The following is a 22,732-nucleotide window of genomic DNA, read 5'->3' as shown; positions in this document are numbered from 1 at the left end:
GCCGCGAACGCGAGTGGATGCGGGCATGGCACCGGATGCCGGGATGGTGTCATCGGCCGGCTGGCGGCTCATGGCTTGCGCTCCAGCCGGGCAAACGAGAACAGCGATGCCAAACGATGCCTGCGCCGCTCGATCAGCGCGCGGATCAGGTCCGCGCCCAGCATGCTGTAAGTGATCCCGTTGCCGCCATAAGCCATCGCGAAATGCACGCGCGGCCCGTATTGCGCATGCGGCCCGAAGAACGGCAGGCCGTCATCGGTTTCGGCGAAGGTGCCGCCCCAGGCGAAGGTGGGGGTCAGTCGGAGCCCGGGAATGACCCTGGCCACCTTGGTCACCAGCTTGCGCGCCTTGCGGTCCACCCGGGCATCACGCAGGGCCGGCACGTCGCTGGCGTCGTCTTCGCCACCGACCAGCAGGCGGTGGTCGGCGGTGCTGCGCAGATACAGGTAGGGGCGGGCGGTTTCCCAGACCATGGTGTCGGCGAGGCCCTGCAACGCGTCCGGGTCGAGCGGATCGGTGACGAACGCGTAGCTGCTGCGGTTTCGCGCCACCGGTTCCTTCAGCCATTGCTGGCTGGCGTAGCCGGCGGCGACCACCACATGTTCCGCGCGCAGGCGGATGCCGTCGCTGCTGCGCAGGGTGACGCCCCGGCTCCCCGCTTCGATGGAATGGATCGTGCTGCGATCGAACACGGCCGTGCCGCGGCGTTCGAGACGGGCGAACAGCCGGTTGGCCATCCGGTACGGGTCCATGCGGGCGGCCAGCCGGCTGAGGATCGCGCCTGGCGCCTCGATGCCGTAGTCGCCACGGAGCGCGTCGGCGGACAACCATGCCACCGCCAGGCCATGCCTGCGACGCAGCGCGAGTTCGTCCCGCATCGCCGGGACATCACGGCGGCGGCTGGCGTAGTAGAGGCTGTGCATCTTCGCGAAGCCGACGTCGCGCACCTCACGGGCCAGCGTGCCCAGGCGCGGGATCGCCTCGGCGCAGGCGGTGTAGGCAAGCGCCGCGTCGGCCTCGCCGTAACGTCGTGCCAGTTCGCTCATTGGCGTGTCGATCTCGTACTGCAGCAGCGCCGTGCTTGCCGCGGAACTGCCCCAGCCGATGTCGCGCTGTTCCACCACCACAACGTCGTGGCCCGCCTCGACCAGTTCATGGGCGATCAGGGCGCCGGTGATGCCGCCGCCGATCACCACCACGTCGCAGCGCGTGTCCTGCTGCAATGCCGGGAAAGCATGCATCAGGCCGTTGCTGATCGCCCAGAACGGATAGCCGCTTTTGAGATCCATGCCGGTTGACCTGTGGCTTCGAGTGGATGGCGCAGCGTCGGGTGTCCCATGTCGTCGCCTCGTGAGCGGCACCGGCGGACTGGCGGGCTGGCCTTGGCCGCCGCCACCGGCATACCATGCGCTTTCCCCGATCGTTGCCAGGACATGTGCGTGCCGCCGATCATCGCCGTACAACGACTCAGCAAGACCTACGCCTCCGGTTTCAAGGCACTGAACGACATCAACCTGGAAATCCGCCAGGGCGAGATCTTCGCCCTGCTCGGACCCAACGGTGCCGGCAAGACCACCCTGATCAGCATCATCTGCGGCATCGTCAATCCCGGCGAGGGCACGGTGCTGGCCGACGGCCACGACGTGGTGCGCGACTATCGCGCGGCGCGCTCGAAGATCGGCCTGGTGCCGCAGGAGCTGACCACCGACGCCTTCGAGACGGTGTGGAACACGGTCAGCTTCAGCCGCGGCCTGTTCGGCAGGAGCGCAAACCCGGCGTACATCGAGAAGGTGCTGAAGGACCTCTCGCTGTGGAACAAGAAGGACAGCAAGCTGATGACGCTGTCCGGCGGCATGAAGCGCCGCGTGATGATCGCCAAGGCGCTGTCGCACGAGCCGCAGATCCTGTTCCTGGACGAACCCACCGCCGGCGTCGACGTGGAGCTGCGCCGCGACATGTGGGCGATGGTGCGCGCGCTGCGCGACACCGGCGTCACCATCATCCTGACCACGCACTACATCGATGAGGCCGAGGAGATGGCCGACCGCATCGGGGTGATCAACAAGGGTGAGCTGATCCTGGTCGAGGAAAAGGCCGAGCTGATGAACAAGCTCGGCCGCAGGCAGCTGACCCTGCAGTTGCAGAGTCCGCTGGAAAGCGTGCCGGCCTCGCTGTCCGGCTATGCGCTGGAGCTGTCGGCCGACGGCAGCCAGCTGGTCTACACCTTCGACGCGCAAGGCGAGCACACCGGCATCGACGTGCTGCTGCGCCGGCTCGCCGAGGCGGGCATCGACTTCAAGGACCTCAGGACCAGCCAGAGTTCGCTGGAGGACATTTTCGTGAACCTGGTGAGGGAGCGCGCATGAACATCTATGCGATTCGGGCGATCTACCTGTTCGAAATGGCGCGCACCTGGCGCACGCTGTTGCAGAGCATCGTTTCGCCGGTGATCTCCACCTCGCTGTACTTCGTGGTGTTCGGCGCGGCGATCGGCTCGCACATGAACGGGATCGACGGGGTCAGCTACGGCGCCTTCATCGTGCCGGGGCTGATCATGCTGTCGCTGCTGACGCAGAGCATCTCGAACGCCTCGTTCGGCATCTACTTTCCGAAGTTCGTGGGCACGATCTACGAGATCCTGTCGGCGCCGGTGTCCCCGCTCGAGATCGTGGCCGGCTACGTGGGCGCGGCGGCAAGCAAGTCGATCATCCTGGGCCTGATCATCCTGGCCACCGCACGGCTGTTCGTGTCGTTCCAGATCGAGCACCCGCTGTGGATGCTGGCATTCCTGCTGCTGACCGCGCTGACCTTCAGCCTGTTCGGCTTCATCATCGGCATCTGGGCGGACAACTTCGAGAAGCTGCAGCTGGTGCCGCTGCTGATCGTGACGCCGCTGACCTTCCTCGGCGGCAGTTTCTACTCGATCCACATGCTTCCGCCGTTCTGGCAGAAGGTCACTTTGGTCAATCCGGTGGTCTACCTGATCAGCGGCTTCCGCTGGAGCTTCTACGGCGTTGCCGATGTGAGCGTGGGCGTCAGCGTGGGTATGACCCTGGTATTTCTCGCCAGCTGCCTCGCCGCGGTGTGGTGGATCTTCCGCAGCGGGTATCGGCTGAAAGCCTGAGCCCGGCCGGGACGGCAGGTTCGCCGCGCCATGGTCGCGGCGCATGCCTTGCACACGCGCCGAAATGGAACGGGTGCGCGGTCGCCGATCCGAAACGCGGCTACGTTCCGTCCGGGCGAAAACCGCCGGCGCCATGAACGAATGGTGCGCGGGCAAGTCCAACCAGACATTCGACGGCACAACGGGAGAGATCGTGGCCAAGCAACAGGCATCGGCAGTCAGCTGGATCGCGGCGGTGGTCGTGGTCATCGCCATCGTGGCAGGAGGCGTCTACCTGGCACGCAAGGCCATGCACGCAGGCGCGCCGGCGCCGACCACGCGGGTCTTGCCGACATCGACCGAAACGGCGCCGGCCAGCACGCCGGTCCAGCATCCTATAGAGCAGGCCCAGGCCGGGCCCGCAACCGCCTCGACCGCCGCGCTGCCCGCACTGGATGACAGCGACGACGGCGTCGCTTCGGCGCTGGCCGCACTGGCCGGCGGCAGCGACCTGTCGTCGCTGCTGGTGAGCCAGCAACTGATCACCCGCATCGTGACCACCATCGACGCGCTGCCCCGGCACGACGGGCTGGGTACGTTCACGCTGCCGGCGCATGTGCCCAAGGGCGCTTTTGCGGTCGACGAGGTCGACGGCGCGACGGTGATCGGCGCCGGCAACAGCGCCCGCTACGCCCCTTACATGCAGGTCGTGGACGCCACCGACCCGCAGGCACTGGTGGCCTGGTACGCACGTGCCTATCCGCTGTTCCAGCAGGCCTACCGGCAACTGGGCTACCCGAAGGGCTATTTCAACGATCGCCTGATCGTGGTGATCGACGACCTGCTGGCGGCGCCGGAACCGGCCCAACCGCCCGTGGTGGTGCGCTCGAAGACGTTCTACGTCCATGCCGACCCCGTACTGGAGTCGCTGTCGACCGGACAGAAGCTGCTGCTGCGCGTCGGCTCCGCCAACGAGGCCAGGATCAAGGCGAAGCTGCGGGCGATCCGGATGCAACTTGTGGCGAAAGATCCACATGGCGGGCGCAACGACTGACCTGGCCCGTACGCATCACCACGTCCATTTGAATGTTCAATCGTGATCCCGCAAGGCGCTGGCATTCCCGTGCAATCGCACCAGATTCATTCGACGCCTGCCTCGACCAGGGAAAGCTTCGCGATTGAATCCGCGCCTGTTTGCAAGTGATTGTTGCGTGCGTTATACGTGTATGAAGAGATGTTGGACCCGACCAACAATCGATGGGCAAAGCTTTGGCATTGACGAGGGCGATTATTCAGTCGATTCGCCAGGCAAGCATGTCCAGAACAATCGTTTGCATCATCACGTCGATCGAGGGAATGACTCATGAAGAAGTTCGGCATCACAACGCTTGGCTTGGCTTTGGCAGTGGCGGGGATTTCGTTGCCCTCGTTTGCTTCGGCACAGAATGTCACCTCGGATAGCGCAAGCAGTTCGCCGCTCTATTTCGCCAATGTCGACAAGAATGGCGACGGAGTGATCAGCCGTTCGGAGGTTCCAAAAGACCTTCCCGGATTGCGGGCGCACTTCGATCAATATGATTTGAATCGCGATCACCGGCTTTCCGAGGGAGAGTACGTGAGCTACCTGGGCAGCATTGGTTCGACAGCCTGTCGGGATGACCAACATACCGAGGCGAAGTGCCAGGTTTCACCCTACGCGGGAGATGCCCGGCGGCAGTATTCGGGTGAATCGCCTGCCGTGCGTCCCCCGAAGGGTTCCGGCGGTTGATGAAGATGGCATCAACTGCGGGACGTTCCGCCTTGGTGTAAGCAGTGATCAACACCCCGTCCGGATACTGGGCGGGGTGAGCGCAGATGCCGCAATTTCACCTTTCGGCTTTCGCGAGCCACGTCCCGATTCGCTGCATGGCAGATGCGCCAACGTGCGCGATCAACGCAAACGGGCCGTCCACACAGGTGGCGATACCGACAATGGCTCCAGGGCGTACTTCCAGCCGCCCTCCGGTTGGAATAGACCGGACGGCGCCAGGTGCTGAACCAGTAGAAATCCCGTCGTGACGCGCCCCTCCACTATGTCGTGCGGACGGCTCTCGACGCGTGGAGCGTCCACATCGCCAACGTGGAAACCAGGGACGTCGGGCTTGAAGAGGCGGGCGACAAAGGCGGGTTCCCGATCACCGCGCAGTGTAGCCGTCGCACCTTGGCGGGGCGGCGAGGAGGGCGTTTCCGTCGACGCGGGATTCGGGTACAACGGACCGATCCATCTCAAGCGAGCAACAAGATGCAAGCAACGCCTTCGACCGGAAGCCTGGTCTGCGTCGGTCTGGGCATGACCCTGGGTTCGCACCTGGGGCCGCTGGCGCGTAGCCATATCGAACAGGCCGACGTGGTGTTCTTCGCGCTGTCCGATGGCATCGTGGAGTTGTGGCTGCGGCGCATGCATGCCGACGTGCGCAGCCTGCAGACGTTCTACCAGGAAGGCAGCTCGCGCATGAACACCTACTGGCAGATGGTCGAGGCCATGCTGGTCGAAGTGCGCGCGGGCAAGCGGGTCTGCGGGGTGTTCTACGGTCATCCCGGCGTGTTCGCCTGGGTGCCGCACAAGGCGATCGAACTGGCTCGGGAGGAAGGCTATCGCGCACACATGGAGCCGGGCGTGTCGGCCGAGGACTGCCTGTACGCCGATCTGGGCATCGACCCGGGTGCGTATGGCTGCCAGCACTACGAAGCCAGCCAGCTGCTGTTCTACCGGCGCCGCATCGACCCCACCGCCTACCTGATCCTGTGGCAGGTCGGCGTGGTGGGCGACCAGTCGATGGCGCGCTTCTCGACCAACGCCGCCTATCGCCAGGTATTGGTGGACGTGCTGGCGCGTGATTACCCGCTGACCCACGAGGTGATCATCTACCGCGCGGCGACCCTGCCGATCGACCGGCCCCGGATGGAGCGGACCACGCTGGGCGCCTTGCCCCGGGCCGTCATCGGCATGGCCGAGACGGTGGTGCTTCCGCCGGCCCGCCCGATGCAAGCCAACCCCGAGATTCTGGCGCGGCTGGATGCGCTGGATCGTGCCGTTGCCACGCCATCCTGACAGCGGGCCTGGTCCGCACTCGCGTCCCGGTTGAGTAGCGCGTTAAGATGCGGAATCGGGGTTGCTTCAAACGGAATATGATGCGTCGGAACAGTGCCGAGCGCGCATGCATGCTGTTGGGGTTTTCAGGGGGAACAAACCATGTTGGACGTTATCGATTTCATGGAAAGGATGGGTGGCGACGCGCAGCTGTCGCAGGCGTCGCCGGAGGAGTTGGGTGAAGTTCTTTCCGCCACCGGTTTTTCACCCGAGGTGCAGTCGGCGGTAATTTCCAGGAACGCACGGCAGCTGAACACGTTGCTGGGAACAAATCCTGCTTGCGTCTTAATAGCACCGCCTCATCCTCCAGGGCCCGGGCCTAGCCCCATGCAGCCGGCTGTGCCGCCGCCACCTCCAGAGGAAGGTGAGCAGGACGAAACTCGGGATAGTTCAATATCTACGGGCCTTGCAGGAAATCCGGGCCATCAGCGCGAACTGCTACGGCCCTGATCCATGTCTGTCTCAGGCACTTTGTGTCGACGGCTGCTGACGAGCGCAATTACCACTCTCGCGCTGTTCATCGGTGTGGCCAATGCCGCTGATTCGAAGGGGAGCGATGTAGGGGCACTGCTATTGCAGCAGGCCGAATCGCAAACTTGCACGTCTTCGCTTACCGAACAATGCCTGCGCTTGCTACGTTTGATCGAGCAGGAAGATAGCAAGCTGTCCACCGAACAGCGCCAACGTTTGCATTATCTGCAAGCCTGGCGAGCAGCAATCGATGGTGACTACAAGAAATCGGATAAATTGATTGCTGCCATCCTTGACGAATCAAAGGATGTCAATACACGCATAGGGGCCGCGACGCTGCGTGTGAACTCATTGTCAGAACAATCCCGCTTCGTGGAGGCGTTCAGCCAGCTGAGCCAGTTGGTGGTTCTATTGCAGGAAGGAAGCGGCATTCTTTCAAGCTACCGCGAACAGGGCTTTGTAGTGGCGTCTTCCCTGTATGCGGACGCTGGCCAGTATGAGCTGGCGTCCTATTACGCCAACGAGATATTCAAGCAGGGCCTGGCCAGCGACGGGTATACCTGCGTGGACGACCATGCCCGCATCGCGGCTCTGTTCGGCAGTGGCCAGTGGCAGGGCATCGAATCGTTGATGGCGCAGGGCATCGAGGTCTGCATCAAGGAACGCAACAGCCTCTACGCCAATGGCATTCGTTATTTCGTCGCCAAGCTGGATGTCAGTCGCGGGCATCCGGAGCAGGCGATCGCCCTGCTGCGGAAGAACTACCCGGCGGCGGAACGCGATGGCTACGCACCCCAGCTGGCCCAGTTCAACGCCTTGCTGGCTGCCGCTTACTACGAAACCGGGCAACTGCAGCTGGCGCGGGAGTCGGCGCTGGCGGCGGTCACGCACGGCACGCACAACCATTACGCCGAATCCATCAGCACGGCCTACCGGATCCTGTATCTGGGTGCCAAGCAGCAGGGTGACGTCGCTTCGGCGCTGGCGTACCACGAAAAGTACATGACTGCCGACAAGGGCTATCTGGACGAGCTCAGCGCGAAGGCGCTGGCGTTCCAGACCGTGCAGCAGCAGGTGGCGGCGAAGAAGCTGCAGATCGACACGCTGAACAAGCAGAACCGGATACTCCAGCTGCAGCAGTCGCTCGATCGCAGCGCGTCGGAAACCAACCGGCTGTACATCATCCTGCTGCTGACCGTGCTCGGCTTCATCGCGTTCTGGACCTACCGCATCAAGCGCTCGCAACTGCGCTTCATGAAGCTGGCGCGGCGCGACGGGCTTACCGGGATCTTCAACCGGCAGCATTTCGTCAGTTCGGCCGAACTGCAGTTGCAGTATTGCCGCAAGTCGTCGCGGCAGGCCTGCCTGGTGCTGATCGATCTTGACCACTTCAAGGTGGTCAACGACACGCACGGGCATGCGGTGGGCGATCGCGTGCTGAAACGCGCCGTGGCGGCCTGCCAGAAACACCTGCGCTCCACCGACATCTTCGGCCGGCTCGGTGGCGAGGAGTTCGGCATCGTGTTGCCCGAATGCACGCTGGAACAGGCTTTGGGCCGCGCCGAACAGATCCGCGCGGCGATCGCCGACGCGGCCGGCAGCGACGATTCGCTGGCGGTGGCGGTGTCGGCCAGCTTCGGCGTGGCCACCATCGAGCGTTCGGGTTACGACCTCAGGAAGCTGCTGATCGATGCGGACGACGGCCTGTACCGCGCCAAGCGCGAGGGCCGCAACCGGGTCCGCGTCTGCGATGACGCGCAGCCACGCGAGCGTGTCGCCGGCGTGGCGGTCGAGCAGGCCTGAGCCCTTTCCTGCGGGAAAGGTTTATCGCGAAGCGCGCTCCGCCGTCTTGCCCGCCGGCGCATCCAGCCGGTCATGGTTGAGGATGGCGTTGAACACCAGCGGGTAGCTGCCGATGGTTTCGCCGCGCCAGATCGGGTTGCTGGCGAACAGCAGTACATGGCCCTTGCCGTAGCGGGCGTCGACCACGGCGGCGCGTTCGGCGATCTCGTCGCCACCATCGAGCAGGCCGGCGATCAAGAGGTCCTTCGCCGCGGCGTAGCGCAGGATCACCTGCGGTCGCTGATCGGGCGGGATCACCCACGGGTTGTTGCGCATCTGCTCGGCGTTCAGCGGCATCGGCTGCCATGGCTTGACGTCGGGCAGCGCCGGCGCGGCGGTCGCGGCGCGGCCTTCCGGCGTGTCGGTGTCGTGTGGGCCGCCCCGTCCGGTCGGGCGCTGGAAGTTCTTCGCGCTGGGCAGGCCGCGGTCGCCGCTGAGCAGGCTGGATACGCTGAACGACTGCCCGGCCGCGCTGTACAGGGCCAGTTCTTCGCGCGTGTAGCTGGCGGCGATCGGACTGCGCCGGTCGACGAACTTCGCCTGCAGCACGCTGCCGACGACCTTCAGCCGGCTGGTGGGAACGATCGACACGCCCGGCGCCATGCCGGTGTCGATGGCGAACTTCGCAGTGTCCTCGGCGGTGACCAGCAGCCCGCCGTCGCGCACGAACTGCTGGAGCCTGGCCAGCCCGCTGCTGCTCAGGCCGGGCCGCATGTCGTCGGTGGCATCGATGCGACCCAGGTTCGGCGTCAGCGCCGTGGTCTTCCACGGCAGCGGGTTGCCCCACATCGGCATGCCGTCGACGATTTCCCGCGTGCTGGTGTCGCCGATCGGGGCGAACAGGATCACGTCGTACTTCGCGTGCAGGTCGCCGATCCTCGCCACATCCTGGGTGCTGATGTAGTCGTACGGCACCTGCAGGTTGTCCAGCGCGATGCGCCACCAGCCTTCGGTCTGGGTGCCCAGCCAGGTGTGCATCAGCGCGATGCGGGGCAGCTTTCCGTTGGGCAGGTCGATCGCGGCCAGGCCCGCCGGTACGTCGACCGGCTGGCCGACCAGGCTCATCGGCGCCTGCAGGATCGCCGGATCGGTGATCCGCGCCACCTGCACGTCGAACAAATCGCCCATCGACCAGCCGGTGTCGTCGTAGGGATGCTGCTGCGGATCTTTCGGCGACCAGTACTGGCGATCCAGCAAGGTGTCGGCGATGCGCGAGTAGGGCTGGTCCATGCGCACCACGTAGCTGCCGGCGGGGAACGTCTGCGTGGCCGGCTTCTTCTGCTTGTCGGCGGGGGCGGGCAGGCTCACGGTGACCGGCGCGCTGGTGCGGCTGATCTCCACATGCTGGCGCTGCAGCACGCGCAGCAACTGGGCGCGCGAGCCGGCGCGCGGATCGCCGGCGCTGAACACGTAGGCGGCGGGCCCGGCCTGCTGCGGCTTCTCGATCGAGCGTTTGGCCTTCAGGTAGAAGTTCTTCAGGAACTGCTGGCCATTGCCGGCGAAATAGTTCAGCGCGGTGAGCAGGCCGGTCTGCTGGTAATTGTTGTTGTTGCGCTGCGACCACAGCACGGTGGGCAGCGGCGGGTTGGGCCGGTACCAGGTGCGCTCGTACTCGGACGGTTCGAGGATGCGCTGCACGGTGTCGGCGCCGCCGTTGCCGAAGGTTTCGTAGAGCCGGCTGATGCCGTTGTGCATGGCCGCGATGAACATCAGGTAGCCCGGGCTCCAGGTGTCGAAGTCGCCGTGGGTGAACACGCCGGGCATGCCCAGCCGGGTCATCTGCTGCACGTTGTCCCAGCCCAGCTGCTGCCATTCGCCGGTGAGGATCGGGTCGATCCACGCGTTGTACGGGCCGTCGCCCACCGTGTTGTCGTACAGGAACGGCACGGATTCATGCAGGTCGTGCAGCACCTGGGCATGCCAGCCCACGAAGGTGTCGGCCACGTTGCGGGTGAGCGCCAGCGACATGCCCATCGCATCGCGGTTGTTGTCGTGCGCCACGTAGTGGCCCCAGTACATCAGCCGCGGGTAGTTCTGGCCGGGGTGGGCCAGGTGCCAGTTGTACAGGTCGACCATGCGGTCGCGGCCATCCACCTCGACCACCGGCGTGATCAGAGTGATCACGTGCGAGCGGATGTGGCGGATGTACGGCGCCTCGTCCACTGCCAGGCGGTAGGCCAGTTCCATCAGCGCGGTGGGCGAGCCGGTCTCGGTGGAGTGGATGGCGCCGGTGATGTAGTAGACCGGGGTGGACTGGGCGACCAGCTGGTCGGCCTTCGCATCGTCCATGGCTATCGTGCGCGGGTCGGCCAGCTGGGCCAGCCGCGCCCGGTTCGCGTCCAGCCCGGCCAGCAGGCTCTCGTCGGCGATCGCCACCGCGATCATCTCGCGGCCTTCCTCGCTCTTGCCGATGGTGAACACCTTGACCCGCGGACTGGCGGCGGCCAGCGCCCGGAAATAGCGATGGACGTCGGCGCTGTACGGCAGGTAGTTCGGCGCGCCGGCGACATGGCCCAGCACCTTCTCCGGCGTGGGGACGCTGGCGGAGGCGGGCAGGTAACTGGTCAGCGGCGTGTTGAACGACGGGTCGGTGGTGAATTTCAGGATCTGGTCGGTATAGGCCTGGTCGACCGGCTGATCCGGCGCGCGGGCGTAGTCATTGGCCACGACGGTGCTGGCGGCCTGGGCGGCGAACACGCCGAGCGAGAACAGCACGCCGCATGAGAACCGGATGGTCGTATGCATGATCAGCTTCCCCCGTGGCCGTGGCCGGCCGATTTCCCCACTTTGCCAGAGCGCGCCGGACTGCGGATAGGCCATCAGTCAGGTAGGGATTCGGCCCGCATGCACCGTGCCGGTCGGCACGGGTTCGCCGCGCGATTCGGGTGCACAATCGGCAGACCCCTTGCCATGGAGCAGCGTCATGCGACCGACCGTGCTTGCAGCCCTGTTTTGCCTCGCAGTTCCCGTCGCCGTTTCGGCCCACGCGCCGAACCCGCACGCGGCCTCGCAAAAGGCCGGGAAGACCGGTGTCGAGAAGGCCGCTGTGGAGGAGGCCCTGAACGACCCCGCCCGCGCCGCCGACAAGGGCGACGACACCCGCCGCAAGATCGAACAGGTGATGCTGTTCGCCCAGGTCAGGCCGGGCCAGAGCGTGCTGGAACTGGTCCCGGGCAGCGGTTACTGGACCCGCGTGTTCAGCGCCGTGGTGGGGCCGCAGGGTCACGTCTACACGGTGTGGCCGAACGAGATGGGCAAGTTCGACACCGAAAGCCTGGCCAACTGGCAGAAGCTGACGGCCACGCCGCACTACGCCAACGTGGGCATCCTGCAGCAGCCGGCGGCGAAGTTGCAGGCACCGGCGCCGGTGGACCTGGTGTTCACCGCGCAGAACTACCACGACTTCCATGATCCGTTCATGGGGCCGATGGACATCGCGGCCTTCAATCGTCAGGTGTTCGATGCGCTCAAGCCCGGCGGCCTGTTCGTGATCATCGACCACGTCGCTCCGGCCGGGTCGGGACTCGCCGATACGAACACCTTGCATCGGATCGACCCGGCCTCGGTGAAGCAGGAAGTGGAGGCCGCCGGCTTCGTCTTCGACGGCGAAAGCAAGGCGCTGCACAACGCGGCCGATCCGCACGACATCAAGGTGTTCGACAAGGCGATACGTGGCCACACCGACCAGTTCATATTCCGCTTCCGCAAGCCCGCCAAGTGATCGGCGCAACGCGATCCGCTTGAGTTGCGGCGGCCTCTGGCGGCACCATCGGGGCGGCACGCCCATTCGCCGATGCCCGCAGGAGCGCCGTGAATTCCGATGAACCCGTCGCACCGGTGGCCGATCCGCACGATCCGCCACCGGTGCGTCCGCCCGAGCCCGATGCGGCCGATTGCTGCGGCGAAGGTTGCGTGCGCTGCGTGTACGACGTGCACGACGAGGCGCTGGAGCGTTACGAGCGCGCGCTGGCGGCGTGGCATGCGCGCCATCCGGGACAAGCAAGGGGAATCGAACCATGTGGATCGCCATGACGCGTGAGGTCAGCCCGGCACTCGGCGATTGCGAGCTGTCGTTCGTCGAACGCGCCGCGATCGACGTGGCGCTGGCCAGCGCGCAGCATCACGCCTACCAGCGCGCGCTGGAAACGCTGGGCTGCCGGGTGATCGCGCTGCCGGCCGAAGCCGATATGCCCGACTCGGTGTTCGTCGAGGACACCGCGATCGTGCTGGAGGAGGTGGCCGTGCTGACCCGACCCGGCGCCGCGTCCAGGCGCGACGAGGTGGCCAGCATCGCCGCGGCGCTGGGTGAGTGGCGACCGCTGCTGGCGATCGAGGCACCGGGCACCATCGACGGCGGCGACGTGCTGCGACTGGGTCGCACGCTGCACGTCGGCGAGTCGGCGCGCAGCAATGCCGCAGGCATCGCGCAGCTGCGCGAACTGCTGGCCGGACACGGTTACGCCGTCGAAGGCGTACCCACGCACGGCTGCCTGCACCTGAAATCGGCGGTGACCCAGCTCGATGACCACACCGTGCTGTTGCAGCCGGCCTGGGTGGACCGCGCACGCTTCGCCGGTTTCCGGGTGATCGAAGTCGACCCGGCCGAACCGCATGCGGCGAACGTGGTGCGCGTCGGCGATGCCCTGCTGATGCCGGCCAGCTTTCCGCGCACGCGGCAACGCCTGCTGGACGCAGGTTTCGCCGTGACCGCCGTCGACGTCTCCGAATTGCAGAAGGCCGAAGGCGCGGTGACCTGCTGCAGCCTGATCTTTCGCGCCACGGACTGAACCGTGCTCATCCGTTACCGCCTGGCCCGCCCGCAGGACGCCCGCGCGATCGGCGTGCTGGCGCGCCGGGTGACCCGGCGCTGGATCCTGCCGGAGCAACCGGCCAGCGCGGCAGCGTCGCTGCTCTACGGCATGGGCGCCCGGGTGATCCGGCGCAAGATCCTGGCCGGCCAACGCTTCCAGCTGGCCTGGCAGGATGGCGGGCGCCTGGTGGGCGTGGCGGCGATGCGCGACGAATCGCACCTGTTCCAGTTCTTCGTCGGCACGCGCCTGCACGGCCACGGCATTGCCCGCCGACTGTGGCAACGCGCGATGGACGATGCAGTTCGCCGCGCCGGCACGCGCCACTTCACGCTGAATTCCTCGGCGATGGCGGTGCCGGTCTACCGGCACCTGGGTTTCGTCTGCAGCGGGCCGCTGAAGATCAGCGACAACGGCCTGGTGACCCAGCCGATGCATCTGGATCGGCCATGAAGCGGGCCTCCTGACCCGCGCCGATCCGCGAGTTCTTGCGCCGGCTGTCACCGCAACTACGAATTTTGGTCATACCGCGGCAAGCGCCGGTCGCATATAAAACGCGCCGGGGGAATCCTTGCCAACGCGTAGGGATTTATCAATGTCGTGGAACAACAAGATCGTCCGCAGCCTGATGCTCGCGGGATGCGTGGCCTGTTGGCCGACGCTGGCCGCTCCGCTGCTGCCGGATCACCAGGAATTCGACGCCGCACTGCAGGTGCCGTTCCAGGCGACGGCAGGGCGGGACATCGTGATGCACTTCGAATACCCCGGGGCCAACCCGGGCACGCCGGTGGCGTGGCAGGTCGCGCTGCTCGATCGCGATGGCCAGACGCTGCGCGAATGGAATGGCGGCTCCGTGCTGCACACGCGCCAGGCGCAGGCCAGCATCCACTGGGACGGCCTCGATGCGCGCCACCAGCCGCTGGCCGCCGGCTACTACAGCCTGCGTCTGCGGGCGATCGCGCTGGACGATGACAACGCGCACCGCATCGGCAGCGGCCTGGCCAGCCGTGCGCTGACGCTGGCCGAACGCCTCGCGCCCGAGGCGATCACCGAGCAGCGCCAGGAAATCCAGATCGGCCATGTGCCGGCGGCGGTCATGCCCCGCTTCACCGCGCTGGCGCAGCATGCTGCCCCGCAGACCTTCGCGGCCAGCACCGGCGGGCTGCCCTACACGGTCTGGTACGGCGACCTGCACAGCCAGACCAATCACAGCGACGGCGGCGGCGATCTCGCCACCTGCCACGGCGAGCAGAATCCGCAGAGCAGTGCCTACGGCCCGACCGATGCCTACCAGTACGCGATGGGTCGCGGCCTGGACATGCTGATGACGTCCGAGCACAACCACATGTACGACGGCTCCACCGGCACCAACACGTCGGCCAACCCGGCCACCGCGCACAACCTGTTCGCCTCGGGCCTGCAGGCCGCCGCCGCGTTCCGTGCCGCGCACCCGAACTTCCTGGCGATCTACGGCCAGGAATGGGGCGTGATCAGCAACGGCGGCCACATGAACATCTTCAACGCCGACGGCCTGATCGAGTGGGAGAAGAACAGCGCCGGCCAGTTGATCGGCGACTACGAGATCGCCAAGGGCGATTACGGCTCGCTGTACACGCTGATGCGCAGCAAGGGCTGGATCGGCCAGTTCAATCACCCCGCGCAGAGCGGCCAGTTCAAGGTCGGCGGCACCGACTTCGGCTATACCGCCGACGGCGACCAGGTGATGGTGCTGGCCGAGGTGCTGAACAGCTCGGCGTTCTCGGTGAACACCACCGAATCGGAAACCGTGCGGCCCAACTACGAGATCGCCTTCAACACGATCCTCGAACGCGGCTACCACGTGGCGCCGAGTTCGGACCAGGACAACCACTGCGCCAACTGGGGCGCCAGCTTCAGCAACCGCACCGGCGTGCTGATCCCGACCGGCACCGCGCTGAGCCTGGACAGCTTCCTCGAAGCGCTGCGCGCCCGGCGCGTGTTCGCCACCGAGGACAAGACCGCGCAGATCGTGCTGACCGCGAACGGCCACGTGATGGGCGAGCGCTTCGCCAACAGCGGTCCGCTGACGCTCGACGTGAACTACGCCAGCACTTCCGGCCAGACGGCGCAGCACGTGGAGCTGTTCGAGGGCGTGCCCGGCAGCAATGGCAGCGTCACCAGCCTGTCCGGGACGGCCACCACCACGGTCACGCCGACGGCGGGCGAGCACTTCTACTACGCCAAGATCACCCAGGCCAATGGCCTGCGGCTGTGGTCCGCGCCGGTATGGGTGACCGAGGGTTCCGGTGGTGGCGGCGACACCACGGCGCCGACCGCGACCGCCAGCGAGAACGGCAGAAGCGGCAGCATCACCCTCAATGCCACCGCCAGCGACAACGTCGGCGTGACGCGGGTGGAGTTCTACGTGGACGGCGCGCTCAAGGCCACCGATGCCAGCTCGCCGTACAGCGCCACGCTCGACTCGACCACGCTGGGCGACGGCACGCATGCACTGATCGCCAAGGCGTATGACGCGGCCGGCAACGTCGGCAGCAGCAGCCCGGTCAGCTTCAGCGTGGCCAACGGCAGCTCTGGCGACAACACTGCCCCCACGGTGAGCGCCTCCGAAAGCGGCAGCAGCGGCAGCATCACCTTCAACGCCACCGCCAGCGACAACGTCGGCGTGGCGCGGGTGGAGTTCTACGTCGATGGCACGCTCAAGGCCACCGACGCCAGCTCGCCGTACAGCGCCACGCTGGACTCGACCACGCTGAGCGACGGCGCGCATGCGCTGATCGCCAGGGCGTACGACGCCGCCGGCAACATCGGCAGCAGCACGGCGGTGGCCTTCAGCGTCTCCAATGCCACCGGCACGCCCACGCAACTGATCGCCAACGGCGGCTTTGAAAGCGGCACCACGGGATGGACGCAAACCAGCGGCGTGATCACCAGTGACAGCAGCGAGCCTGCCCATGCCGGCAGCTGGAAGGCGTGGCTGGACGGCTACGGCAGCAGCCACACCGACTACGTGCGACAGCAGGTCAGCATTCCCGTCACCGTTGCCCATGCCACGCTGAAGTTCTTCCTGCACGTGGACACGGCCGAGTCGGGCAGCACCGCGTACGACACGCTGCAGGTGCAGCTGATCACCTCGACCGGCAAGTACATCAACCTGGCCAGCTTCTCCAACACCAACGCCGCCAGCGGCTACCAGCAACACACGATCAACCTGGATGCGTACAAGGGGCAGACCGTGCAGATCAATTTCTACGGCAAGGAAGACGCCAGCCTGGCAACTTCGTTCGTGCTGGATGACGTGGGCGTCGAGGCGCAGTGAGTGTGCACATGGCGGGAAGCGCAAGCTTCCCGCCATGCTCGCGGCTGCGGCTACACTGCGTCGGTTCGACGCCGTGCAGGGAACGAGGGATGAGTGACATCGACGCGACCGGGACCACCGGGAAGCTTATCCGCTACGCGCACCTGCGCTGGCTGGTGCGCATCCTGCGGCACCCTTCGGCGGTGCTCTTGCTGGTGCAGCTGATCGGGCTGCTGCTGTACCCGTTCATCGAACACACCCGTCCGGCCCGCGCGCTGTTCGGCGCGTTCGGCGTGCTGGTGCTGTGCCTGGCGATCGCGATGGTGCAGCGTACGCCGGGGCGGGCATGGATCAGTGCCGCCATCGCGGTGCCGGCGGTGCTGTTCAACGTGCTCGACCTGACACTCGGCCTGCCGGGGCTGAAACCCTGGTGGGCGGCGCTGGAGTCGCTGTTCCATTTCTACGCGGCGATCTGCCTGATCCGCTACATGCTGGCGGACCGGCGCGCCACCAGCGACGAACTGTTCGCGGCCGGTGCCACGTTCACCCTGCTGGCTTGGGCGTTCACCTATCTGTTCGTGCTGTGCCAGACCCTGCAGCCGGGCTGTTTCGCGGCGGCGGTGAATCCGGATGCGCCGCGCAGCTGGACCGAGCTGCTGTTCCTGAGCTTTGCCCTGATGTCCAGCACCGGCATCGGCGACGTCATTCCGGTCACCGTGCACGCCCGTGCGGTGGCCAGCCTGGAGATGTTCGTGGGGGTGATGTACATGGCGCTGGTGGTGTCGCGACTGATCGGACTGACCCTGTTGCGCAAGGGCGAGTAGCGACAGCGACAGGTGCGCCGGGCGAGGTGTCCCGGCGCAACCGCGGTGACCCGCGGTTCGCCGGGGCAGCGGGCGCTTACTTGCTGTTCTTCTTCTTTTCCTGCTTGGCCGCCTTCTTTTCCTTCATGGTCTTGGCCGGTTTCTTCTTCTCGTCCTTCTTTGAATCCATGCCCTTGCTCATGTTGCTCTCCGCGATGTGGATGGTTGGCAGTGACGCATGGGAAGTCTAAGCCGTTCCGCCGGTTCCGGGCAGGGTGCTCAGATGCGATCGTCGGGGGCCAGGTAGCGCCATTGCCCCGGCGGCAGTTTCGACAGCGGAATGCGCCCCACCCGCAGGCACTTCATCGCCAGCACCTCGAGGCCGACCGCGTGGCACATCGGCTCGATCCGGCTCGCCGACATCCGCTTGAAGGCGAAGCGCAGGCGGTGCTCGCTCTGCCAGCTGACCTTGATCGGCGGCATCGCGTAGTTGTTGAAGCTGAGGCCGTGGTTGAGCAGGGCCAGGCCGTTTTCCTTCAGCGTGCCGCTGACCTCGACCACGAACTCCTGCTCGATCCGGTCGATGTCCTCGGTGAGCTTGCGGCTGACCCGCCAGTCCTGGGTGAACACCAGCAGGCCGCTGGCCGCGGTGGGCAAGGCCAGCGGCGCGCCGAGGCCGTGCATGTGCCGCTGCAGCGGCCGCACGCCGGAAGCGTCGTCGGTCCATCGCGTGGCCGGCGTGACCAGCGCGCGGGCCGGGTTCGGCCCGTCGCCCGCGTCGTAGCCGGCCGGCTTGTGCAGCACCAGGGTGACTGCCTCCAGCGGCGCCAGTCTGGCGGCCGGGTCGATCTCGACGGTCTGCGTGTCGACCATGAACTGCGGCTCTTCCACCACGATGCCGTCGACCCGCACCCAGCCGCCCTCGATGTACTGCTCGGCCTCGCGGCGCGAACATTGCGCCAGCGCGACGACGCGCTTGGCCAGGCGGAGGGATTCGGTCATCGGGCATGCCAGCGGGTGAGGGTGGGCCATTGTAGGCCGGCTTCGGCGCGGGAAATCGGTGGCTGGCAATCGGCGCCGGATGTCCCCACATCGAAGTCATCCGTTTTGGCACGAGTCACGACATGATCCCGTTTTCCATTCTCGACTTGGCCCCGGTGACCGAAGGCAGCGACGCCAGCCAGGCGTTCCGCAACACGCTGGACCTGGCCCGCCTGGGTGAACAGCTGGGCTATCGCCGCTACTGGCTGGCCGAGCACCACAACATGCCCGGCATCGCCAGCGCCGCGACGGCGGTGCTGATCGGCCACGTGGCCGCAGGCACCTCGACCATCCGCGTCGGCGCCGGCGGCATCATGCTGCCCAACCATTCGCCGCTGCAGGTGGCCGAGGCGTTCGGCACGCTGGCTTCGCTGCATCCGGGCCGGATCGATCTGGGGCTGGGCCGCGCGCCGGGCACGGACCAGGCCACCGCACGCGCCTTGCGCCGCTACTTCGATGGCGCGGACAACTTTCCGCAGGATGTGCTGGAACTGCTCGCCTATTTCGAGCCCGCCGTGGCCGGACAGCAGGTACGCGCGGTGCCCGGCGCCGGCGTCGAGGTGCCGGTGTGGCTGCTCGGCTCCAGCCTGTTCAGCGCGAAGCTGTCGGCGCAGCTCGGCCTGCCGTTCGCGTTTGCCTCGCACTTCGCGCCGGACGCAATGGACGAGGCGCTGGCGCTGTACCGGCGCCATTTCCAGCCATCCGCCCGCCTGCAGCAGCCGTACGCGATGCTGGGCATCAACGTGGTCGCCGCCGACAGCGATGCCGAGGCGCGCCGGTTGTTCACCACCCAGCAGCAGAGCTTCATCAACCTGCGTCGTGGCCGGCCGGGGCTGATCCCGCCGCCGATCGACGACATCGAGGCGTACTGGACGCCGCCGGAAAAGCTGATGGTGGAGCGCGCGCTGGCCTGTGCCGTGGTCGGCGATCCGGCCACGGTGGGGCAGGGCATCGCCGCCTTCATCGGGCGGCACCGGCCGGACGAACTGCTGCTCACTACCAACGTGTTCGAGCACGGGGCGCGGCGGCGTTCGTTCGAGCTGGCGGCCGCGGCGCGCGATCGTCTGAAGGCCGCATGAGTCCCGGCGCGCCAATCGGCCATAATGGGCGTTGTTCTCCCACCGCGAAGCTCTCCCACGCATGAAAACCCCCAAGGGCCTGCAGGACCTGATCGACGAAGGCGTGATCGATCAGGTGCTGCGACCGCTGAAGAGCGGCAAGGAAGCCTCCGTCTACGTCGTCCGCTCGGGCGAGGACATCCGTTGCGCCAAGGTCTACAAGGACATGGCCCAGCGCAGTTTCCAGGCGCGCGTGCAATACCAGGAAGGCCGCAAGGTGCGCGGCAGCCGGCAGATGCGCGCGATGGGCAAGGCCACCAAGTTCGGCCGCAAGGAGGCCGAGGCCGCCTGGAAGAACGCCGAGGTCGACGCGCTCTACCAGCTCACCGCCGCCGGCGTGCGCGTGCCCAAACCCTACGGTTATTTCAGCGGCGTGCTGGTGATGGAACTGGTCACCGACGCGGAGGGCTACTCGGCGCCGCGGCTGGGCGAGGTGGAACTGTCGGCCGACACCGCCCGCGAGTACCACCGCTTCCTGATGCAGCAGGTGGCGCGGATGCTGTGCGTGGGCCTGATCCACGGCGACCTTTCCGAATACAACGTGCTGGTGGGACCGGACGGCCCGGTGATCATCGACCTGCCGCAGGCGGTCAGCGCCTCGGGCAACAACAACGCCCGCACCATGCTGCGGCGTGACGTGGGCAACATCAGCATCAGCCTGTCGCGCTTCGCGCCGGAGCTGCTGGACACCCATTACGGCGAGGAGATGTGGGCGCTGTACGAACTGGGTGAACTGCACCCGGACAGCGAACTCACCGGCCACTTCGAATTCGACGAGACCATCGCCGACGTGGACAGCGTGATGCAGTCGATCATCGACGCGCGCGAGGAAGCGATCATCCGCCAGCAGGGGCGCGAGGCCGCGGCGCAGGAAGACTGAGCTTCGCGGCGTAGGGCGGGCACTGCCCGCCGCGCTTCATTCCGCGCATGACGCAAGCAAAAAGCTGGCGGGCAGAGCCCGCCCTACGCCTGTGGGGCGCGTCAATGCGTGCTGACGTCGACCAGTTCCACGTCGAACACCAGCGAGGCGTTCGGCGGGATGTCGCTGCCGGCGCCGCGCGCGCCGTAGCCGAGCTCGGCGGGAATCAGCAGGGTGCGCTTGCCACCCACCTTCATCCCGGCCACGCCCTGGTCCCAGCCATCGATCACGCGGCCGGCGCCCAGCGGGAAGTTGAACGGCGCGCCGTGGTCGTACGAGCTGTCGAACTTCGCACCGTGCTTGTCCTTGGCGCTGGCGTCGTAGAGCCAGCCGGTGTACTGCACCAGCACGTCCATGCCGGGCTTGGCCTCGGCGCCGGTGCCGACCCGGGTGTCGATGATGGTGAGCTTGTCGACCTTGCCGCTGGCGTGCGCCGGAGGCGGCGTGCTGCAGGCGACGAGGGCGAACACGGTGAGCAGGGGCAGCAACCAGCGCATGGGTGACTCCGGGAAGATGGATGGAAAGGGATAGGGTATTACGTGTCCGCAAGCTTTGTGGCGGCGTGGACCCCACCCCAGCCCTCCCCTGCCGAGCAGGGGAGGGAATTCCGGCGTTTTTCGGCTTTGTGGCAGACGCTCAGCTCACCAGTTCGGCGGCGGCCATGCGCTTGAACGGCTCGACGGCCACCGCATCGGCGTCGTTCATCAACTGCAACTGGCCGTCCTGGATCAGCGCCTGCAGGCGCATGCCACGCTGCAGCAGCGCCACCAGTTCGGCCACCGTGGCGACGGGAATGTCGAGCACGGTGAGGTTCTTGTTGCGGGCCAGCGCGCTGGCGTTCTTGTTCCACCAGATCTCCGCCGCATTGCCGCCGTAGTTGATCACCACCACCTGGCGCGAACGGCCGCAGGCCTTGCGGATGCGCGTCTCGTCGGGCTGGCCGACCTCGATCCACTGCTCGATCTCGTCGGTATACGCCTTGCGCCACAGCGCCGGTTCGTCCTCGTCGCTGATGCCCTTGCCGAATTCCAGGCGATCCTCGGCATACAGCGCGAACGCGAGCAGGCGCACCATCAGGCGCTCCTCGGTTTCCGACGGATGCCGCGCCAGGGTCAGCGCGTGGGTGGCGTAGTAATGCCGGTCCATGTCGCTGACCTGCAGTTCGACTTTGTAGATGGTGGAGTTCAGTGCCATGGGCGTACCTGGAGACAACAAGCCGACCATTGTACGCGCCGTGCAGCACCTACACTGTGCGGGCATGAAGTCGCCCACGCCCAGCTTCACCCGTGACGCCCGCGCCAGCACGGTGCACCTGCCGCAGGGGCACTGGGCGACCGTGCTCGACGCGCTGTGTGCGCACTTCGCCACGATCAGCCGCGCGCAATGGCTGGACCGCATCGAACGCGGACGCGTGCTGGATGTGCAGGGCGGCGCGATCACGGCGCAGACGCCGTACCGGGTGGGGCTGCGCATCCACTACTACCGCGAGGTGGCGGATGAGCCGGTGATCCCGTTCGGCGAAACCGTGCTGCATGTGGACGAGCACCTGGTGGTGGCCGACAAGCCGCACTTCCTGCCGGTGACGCCGGCCGGCGGCTTCGTCGAACAGACCCTGCTGCGGCGGCTGATCCGGCGCCTGGACAACCCCGCGCTGGTGCCGCTGCACCGGATCGACCGGCTCACCGCGGGGCTGGTGCTGTTCTCGGCCAACCCGGCCAGCCGCGCCGCGTATCAGGCGCTGTTCCGCGAGCGGCGCATCGACAAGCGCTACGAGGCGCTGGCGCCGGCCTTGCCCGAGCTGGCGTTTCCGCACCTGCGGCGCTCGCGCATCGTTGCCGGCGAGCCGTTCTTCCGGATGCGCGAGGCGGCGGGCGAGGCGAACAGCGAGACGCGCATCGAGGTGATCGAACGGGGCGCCGGTGACTGGCGCTATGCACTGTTTCCGCGGACCGGAAGGAAGCACCAGTTGCGCCTGCACATGGCCGCGCTGGGGGCGCCGATCAGCGGCGATCCCCTGTATCCGGCGCTGGCCGGGCCGGCCGCCGACGAGCACCTTCGACCGCTGCAACTGTTGGCGAAGGAGCTGGCCTTCGTCGATCCGTTGTCCGGGCAGCCGCGGCACTTCGCGAGCGCGCTGGCGCTACAGGCGGGCGGCGCCTGCGGGCCCGCGGTTTGGCGCCATCGGTAACCACCCGTGGTCAT

General features: G+C 66.7%; 19 protein-coding genes and 1 pseudogene. 15 read left to right on the top strand and 5 right to left on the bottom strand.

Annotated elements, in window-relative coordinates; all coding sequences use genetic code 11:
- Positions 1-68 precede the first annotated feature (68 nt).
- Positions 69-1,289: an FAD-dependent oxidoreductase gene (locus tag ABNK63_RS10210; RefSeq protein WP_007805899.1), complete on the bottom strand. Its 1,221-nt coding sequence runs from the start codon at positions 1,287-1,289 to the stop codon at positions 69-71.
- 150 nt (positions 1,290-1,439) lie between these two features.
- Here ABNK63_RS10210 and ABNK63_RS10205 point away from each other — a divergent pair, with 150 nt between their 5' ends.
- The 6 genes and pseudogenes from ABNK63_RS10205 to ABNK63_RS10180 all read left to right on the top strand — a co-directional run bounded on the left by ABNK63_RS10205 (position 1,440) and on the right by ABNK63_RS10180 (position 8,507).
- Complete coding sequence (locus ABNK63_RS10205; RefSeq protein WP_007805898.1) at positions 1,440-2,366, top strand: ABC transporter ATP-binding protein; 927 nt, start codon at positions 1,440-1,442, stop codon at positions 2,364-2,366.
- On the top strand, positions 2,363-3,124 hold the full coding sequence (locus ABNK63_RS10200; protein ID WP_007805897.1) for an ABC transporter permease: 762 nt from the start codon (positions 2,363-2,365) through the stop codon (positions 3,122-3,124). The genes ABNK63_RS10205 and ABNK63_RS10200 overlap by 4 nt, the downstream gene beginning before the upstream one ends.
- A gap of 133 nt (positions 3,125-3,257) precedes the next feature.
- Positions 3,258-4,157 (top strand): DUF3014 domain-containing protein, encoded by a 900-nt coding sequence (locus tag ABNK63_RS10195; RefSeq protein WP_350015544.1) that lies wholly within the window; start codon positions 3,258-3,260, stop codon positions 4,155-4,157.
- Between the two features lie 432 nt (positions 4,158-4,589).
- Positions 4,590-4,706, top strand: a pseudogene (locus ABNK63_RS10190) (calcium-binding protein); the annotation flags it as partial.
- Between the two features lie 678 nt (positions 4,707-5,384).
- Complete coding sequence (locus tag ABNK63_RS10185; protein ID WP_350015543.1) at positions 5,385-6,194, top strand: SAM-dependent methyltransferase; 810 nt, start codon at positions 5,385-5,387, stop codon at positions 6,192-6,194.
- Between the two features lie 852 nt (positions 6,195-7,046).
- Positions 7,047-8,507 carry a GGDEF domain-containing protein gene (locus ABNK63_RS10180; protein WP_238530888.1) on the top strand — a complete coding sequence of 487 codons (1,461 nt, stop codon included), beginning with the start codon at positions 7,047-7,049 and terminating at the stop codon, positions 8,505-8,507.
- A 21-nt stretch (positions 8,508-8,528) separates the two neighbouring features.
- Here ABNK63_RS10180 and ABNK63_RS10175 read toward each other — a convergent pair whose 3' ends face one another.
- Positions 8,529-11,291, bottom strand: coding sequence for a M14 family zinc carboxypeptidase (locus ABNK63_RS10175; protein WP_007805889.1), 2,763 nt, complete (start codon positions 11,289-11,291; stop codon positions 8,529-8,531).
- A gap of 301 nt (positions 11,292-11,592) precedes the next feature.
- Here ABNK63_RS10175 and ABNK63_RS10170 point away from each other — a divergent pair, with 301 nt between their 5' ends.
- From ABNK63_RS10170 to ABNK63_RS10145, 6 genes are all read left to right on the top strand, one after another.
- Entirely contained in the window at positions 11,593-12,267 is a 675-nt protein-coding gene (locus tag ABNK63_RS10170; protein WP_350015542.1) for a methyltransferase, read from the top strand.
- Positions 12,268-12,383: 116 nt separating this feature from the next.
- On the top strand, positions 12,384-12,578 hold the full coding sequence (locus ABNK63_RS10165) for an oxidoreductase-like domain-containing protein (protein WP_202946792.1): 195 nt from the start codon (positions 12,384-12,386) through the stop codon (positions 12,576-12,578).
- On the top strand, positions 12,575-13,333 hold the full coding sequence (locus ABNK63_RS10160) for an arginine deiminase family protein (RefSeq protein ID WP_238530887.1): 759 nt from the start codon (positions 12,575-12,577) through the stop codon (positions 13,331-13,333). The genes ABNK63_RS10165 and ABNK63_RS10160 overlap by 4 nt, the downstream gene beginning before the upstream one ends.
- Before the next feature lie 3 nt (positions 13,334-13,336).
- Positions 13,337-13,807, top strand: coding sequence for a GNAT family N-acetyltransferase (locus ABNK63_RS10155; RefSeq protein ID WP_007805880.1), 471 nt, complete (start codon positions 13,337-13,339; stop codon positions 13,805-13,807).
- A gap of 142 nt (positions 13,808-13,949) precedes the next feature.
- A complete protein-coding gene (locus ABNK63_RS10150; RefSeq protein WP_350015541.1) occupies positions 13,950-16,670 on the top strand; it encodes an Ig-like domain-containing protein in 2,721 nt (906 codons plus the stop codon).
- A gap of 89 nt (positions 16,671-16,759) precedes the next feature.
- Entirely contained in the window at positions 16,760-17,473 is a 714-nt protein-coding gene (locus ABNK63_RS10145; RefSeq protein ID WP_007805876.1) for an ion channel, read from the top strand.
- A 258-nt stretch (positions 17,474-17,731) separates the two neighbouring features.
- Here ABNK63_RS10145 and ABNK63_RS10140 read toward each other — a convergent pair whose 3' ends face one another.
- Entirely contained in the window at positions 17,732-18,454 is a 723-nt protein-coding gene (locus ABNK63_RS10140) for an rRNA pseudouridine synthase (protein ID WP_350015540.1), read from the bottom strand.
- 122 nt (positions 18,455-18,576) lie between these two features.
- Between ABNK63_RS10140 and ABNK63_RS10135 the strand changes: the two genes are divergently transcribed.
- Positions 18,577-19,572: an LLM class flavin-dependent oxidoreductase gene (locus ABNK63_RS10135; protein WP_350015539.1), complete on the top strand. Its 996-nt coding sequence runs from the start codon at positions 18,577-18,579 to the stop codon at positions 19,570-19,572.
- Positions 19,573-19,633: 61 nt separating this feature from the next.
- A complete protein-coding gene (locus ABNK63_RS10130; protein WP_056718193.1) occupies positions 19,634-20,491 on the top strand; it encodes a PA4780 family RIO1-like protein kinase in 858 nt (285 codons plus the stop codon).
- A gap of 101 nt (positions 20,492-20,592) precedes the next feature.
- Here ABNK63_RS10130 and ABNK63_RS10125 read toward each other — a convergent pair whose 3' ends face one another.
- Positions 20,593-21,027 carry an FKBP-type peptidyl-prolyl cis-trans isomerase gene (locus tag ABNK63_RS10125; RefSeq protein ID WP_350015538.1) on the bottom strand — a complete coding sequence of 145 codons (435 nt, stop codon included), beginning with the start codon at positions 21,025-21,027 and terminating at the stop codon, positions 20,593-20,595.
- Positions 21,028-21,166: 139 nt separating this feature from the next.
- Complete coding sequence (locus ABNK63_RS10120) at positions 21,167-21,724, bottom strand: YaeQ family protein (RefSeq protein ID WP_007805867.1); 558 nt, start codon at positions 21,722-21,724, stop codon at positions 21,167-21,169.
- Between the two features lie 64 nt (positions 21,725-21,788).
- On the opposite strand from ABNK63_RS10120, the gene ABNK63_RS10115 reads away from it, so the two are divergent.
- Positions 21,789-22,718 carry a pseudouridine synthase gene (locus tag ABNK63_RS10115; RefSeq protein ID WP_007805865.1) on the top strand — a complete coding sequence of 310 codons (930 nt, stop codon included), beginning with the start codon at positions 21,789-21,791 and terminating at the stop codon, positions 22,716-22,718.
- Positions 22,719-22,732 lie beyond the last annotated feature (14 nt).

Origin of the sequence: Rhodanobacter sp. IGA1.0 (genome assembly GCF_040208325.1) — a bacterium.
GTDB lineage: Bacteria > Pseudomonadota > Gammaproteobacteria > Xanthomonadales > Rhodanobacteraceae > Rhodanobacter > Rhodanobacter spathiphylli.
Note: the sequence above shows the minus strand (reverse complement) of the source record. Positions and strands in the feature narration are given on the sequence as shown.

Bases quoted from the DNA above. Each gene is read 5' to 3' on its own strand.
- ABNK63_RS10195 (WP_350015544.1), top strand. From the start codon at position 3,258: ATGAACGAATGGTGCGCGGGCAAGTCCAACCAGACATTCGACGGCACA.
- ABNK63_RS10135 (WP_350015539.1), top strand. From the start codon at position 18,577: ATGATCCCGTTTTCCATTCTCGACTTGGCCCCGGTGACCGAAGGCAGC.
- ABNK63_RS10150 (WP_350015541.1), top strand. From the start codon at position 13,950: ATGTCGTGGAACAACAAGATCGTCCGCAGCCTGATGCTCGCGGGATGC.
- ABNK63_RS10125 (WP_350015538.1), bottom strand. From the start codon at position 21,027: ATGCGCTGGTTGCTGCCCCTGCTCACCGTGTTCGCCCTCGTCGCCTGC.
- ABNK63_RS10175 (WP_007805889.1), bottom strand. From the start codon at position 11,291: ATGCATACGACCATCCGGTTCTCATGCGGCGTGCTGTTCTCGCTCGGC.
- ABNK63_RS10115 (WP_007805865.1), top strand. From the start codon at position 21,789: ATGAAGTCGCCCACGCCCAGCTTCACCCGTGACGCCCGCGCCAGCACG.
- ABNK63_RS10185 (WP_350015543.1), top strand. From the start codon at position 5,385: ATGCAAGCAACGCCTTCGACCGGAAGCCTGGTCTGCGTCGGTCTGGGC.
- ABNK63_RS10160 (WP_238530887.1), top strand. From the start codon at position 12,575: ATGACGCGTGAGGTCAGCCCGGCACTCGGCGATTGCGAGCTGTCGTTC.
- ABNK63_RS10200 (WP_007805897.1), top strand. From the start codon at position 2,363: ATGAACATCTATGCGATTCGGGCGATCTACCTGTTCGAAATGGCGCGC.
- ABNK63_RS10210 (WP_007805899.1), bottom strand. From the start codon at position 1,289: ATGGATCTCAAAAGCGGCTATCCGTTCTGGGCGATCAGCAACGGCCTG.
- ABNK63_RS10120 (WP_007805867.1), bottom strand. From the start codon at position 21,724: ATGGCACTGAACTCCACCATCTACAAAGTCGAACTGCAGGTCAGCGAC.
- ABNK63_RS10130 (WP_056718193.1), top strand. From the start codon at position 19,634: ATGAAAACCCCCAAGGGCCTGCAGGACCTGATCGACGAAGGCGTGATC.
- ABNK63_RS10145 (WP_007805876.1), top strand. From the start codon at position 16,760: ATGAGTGACATCGACGCGACCGGGACCACCGGGAAGCTTATCCGCTAC.
- ABNK63_RS10140 (WP_350015540.1), bottom strand. From the start codon at position 18,454: ATGACCGAATCCCTCCGCCTGGCCAAGCGCGTCGTCGCGCTGGCGCAA.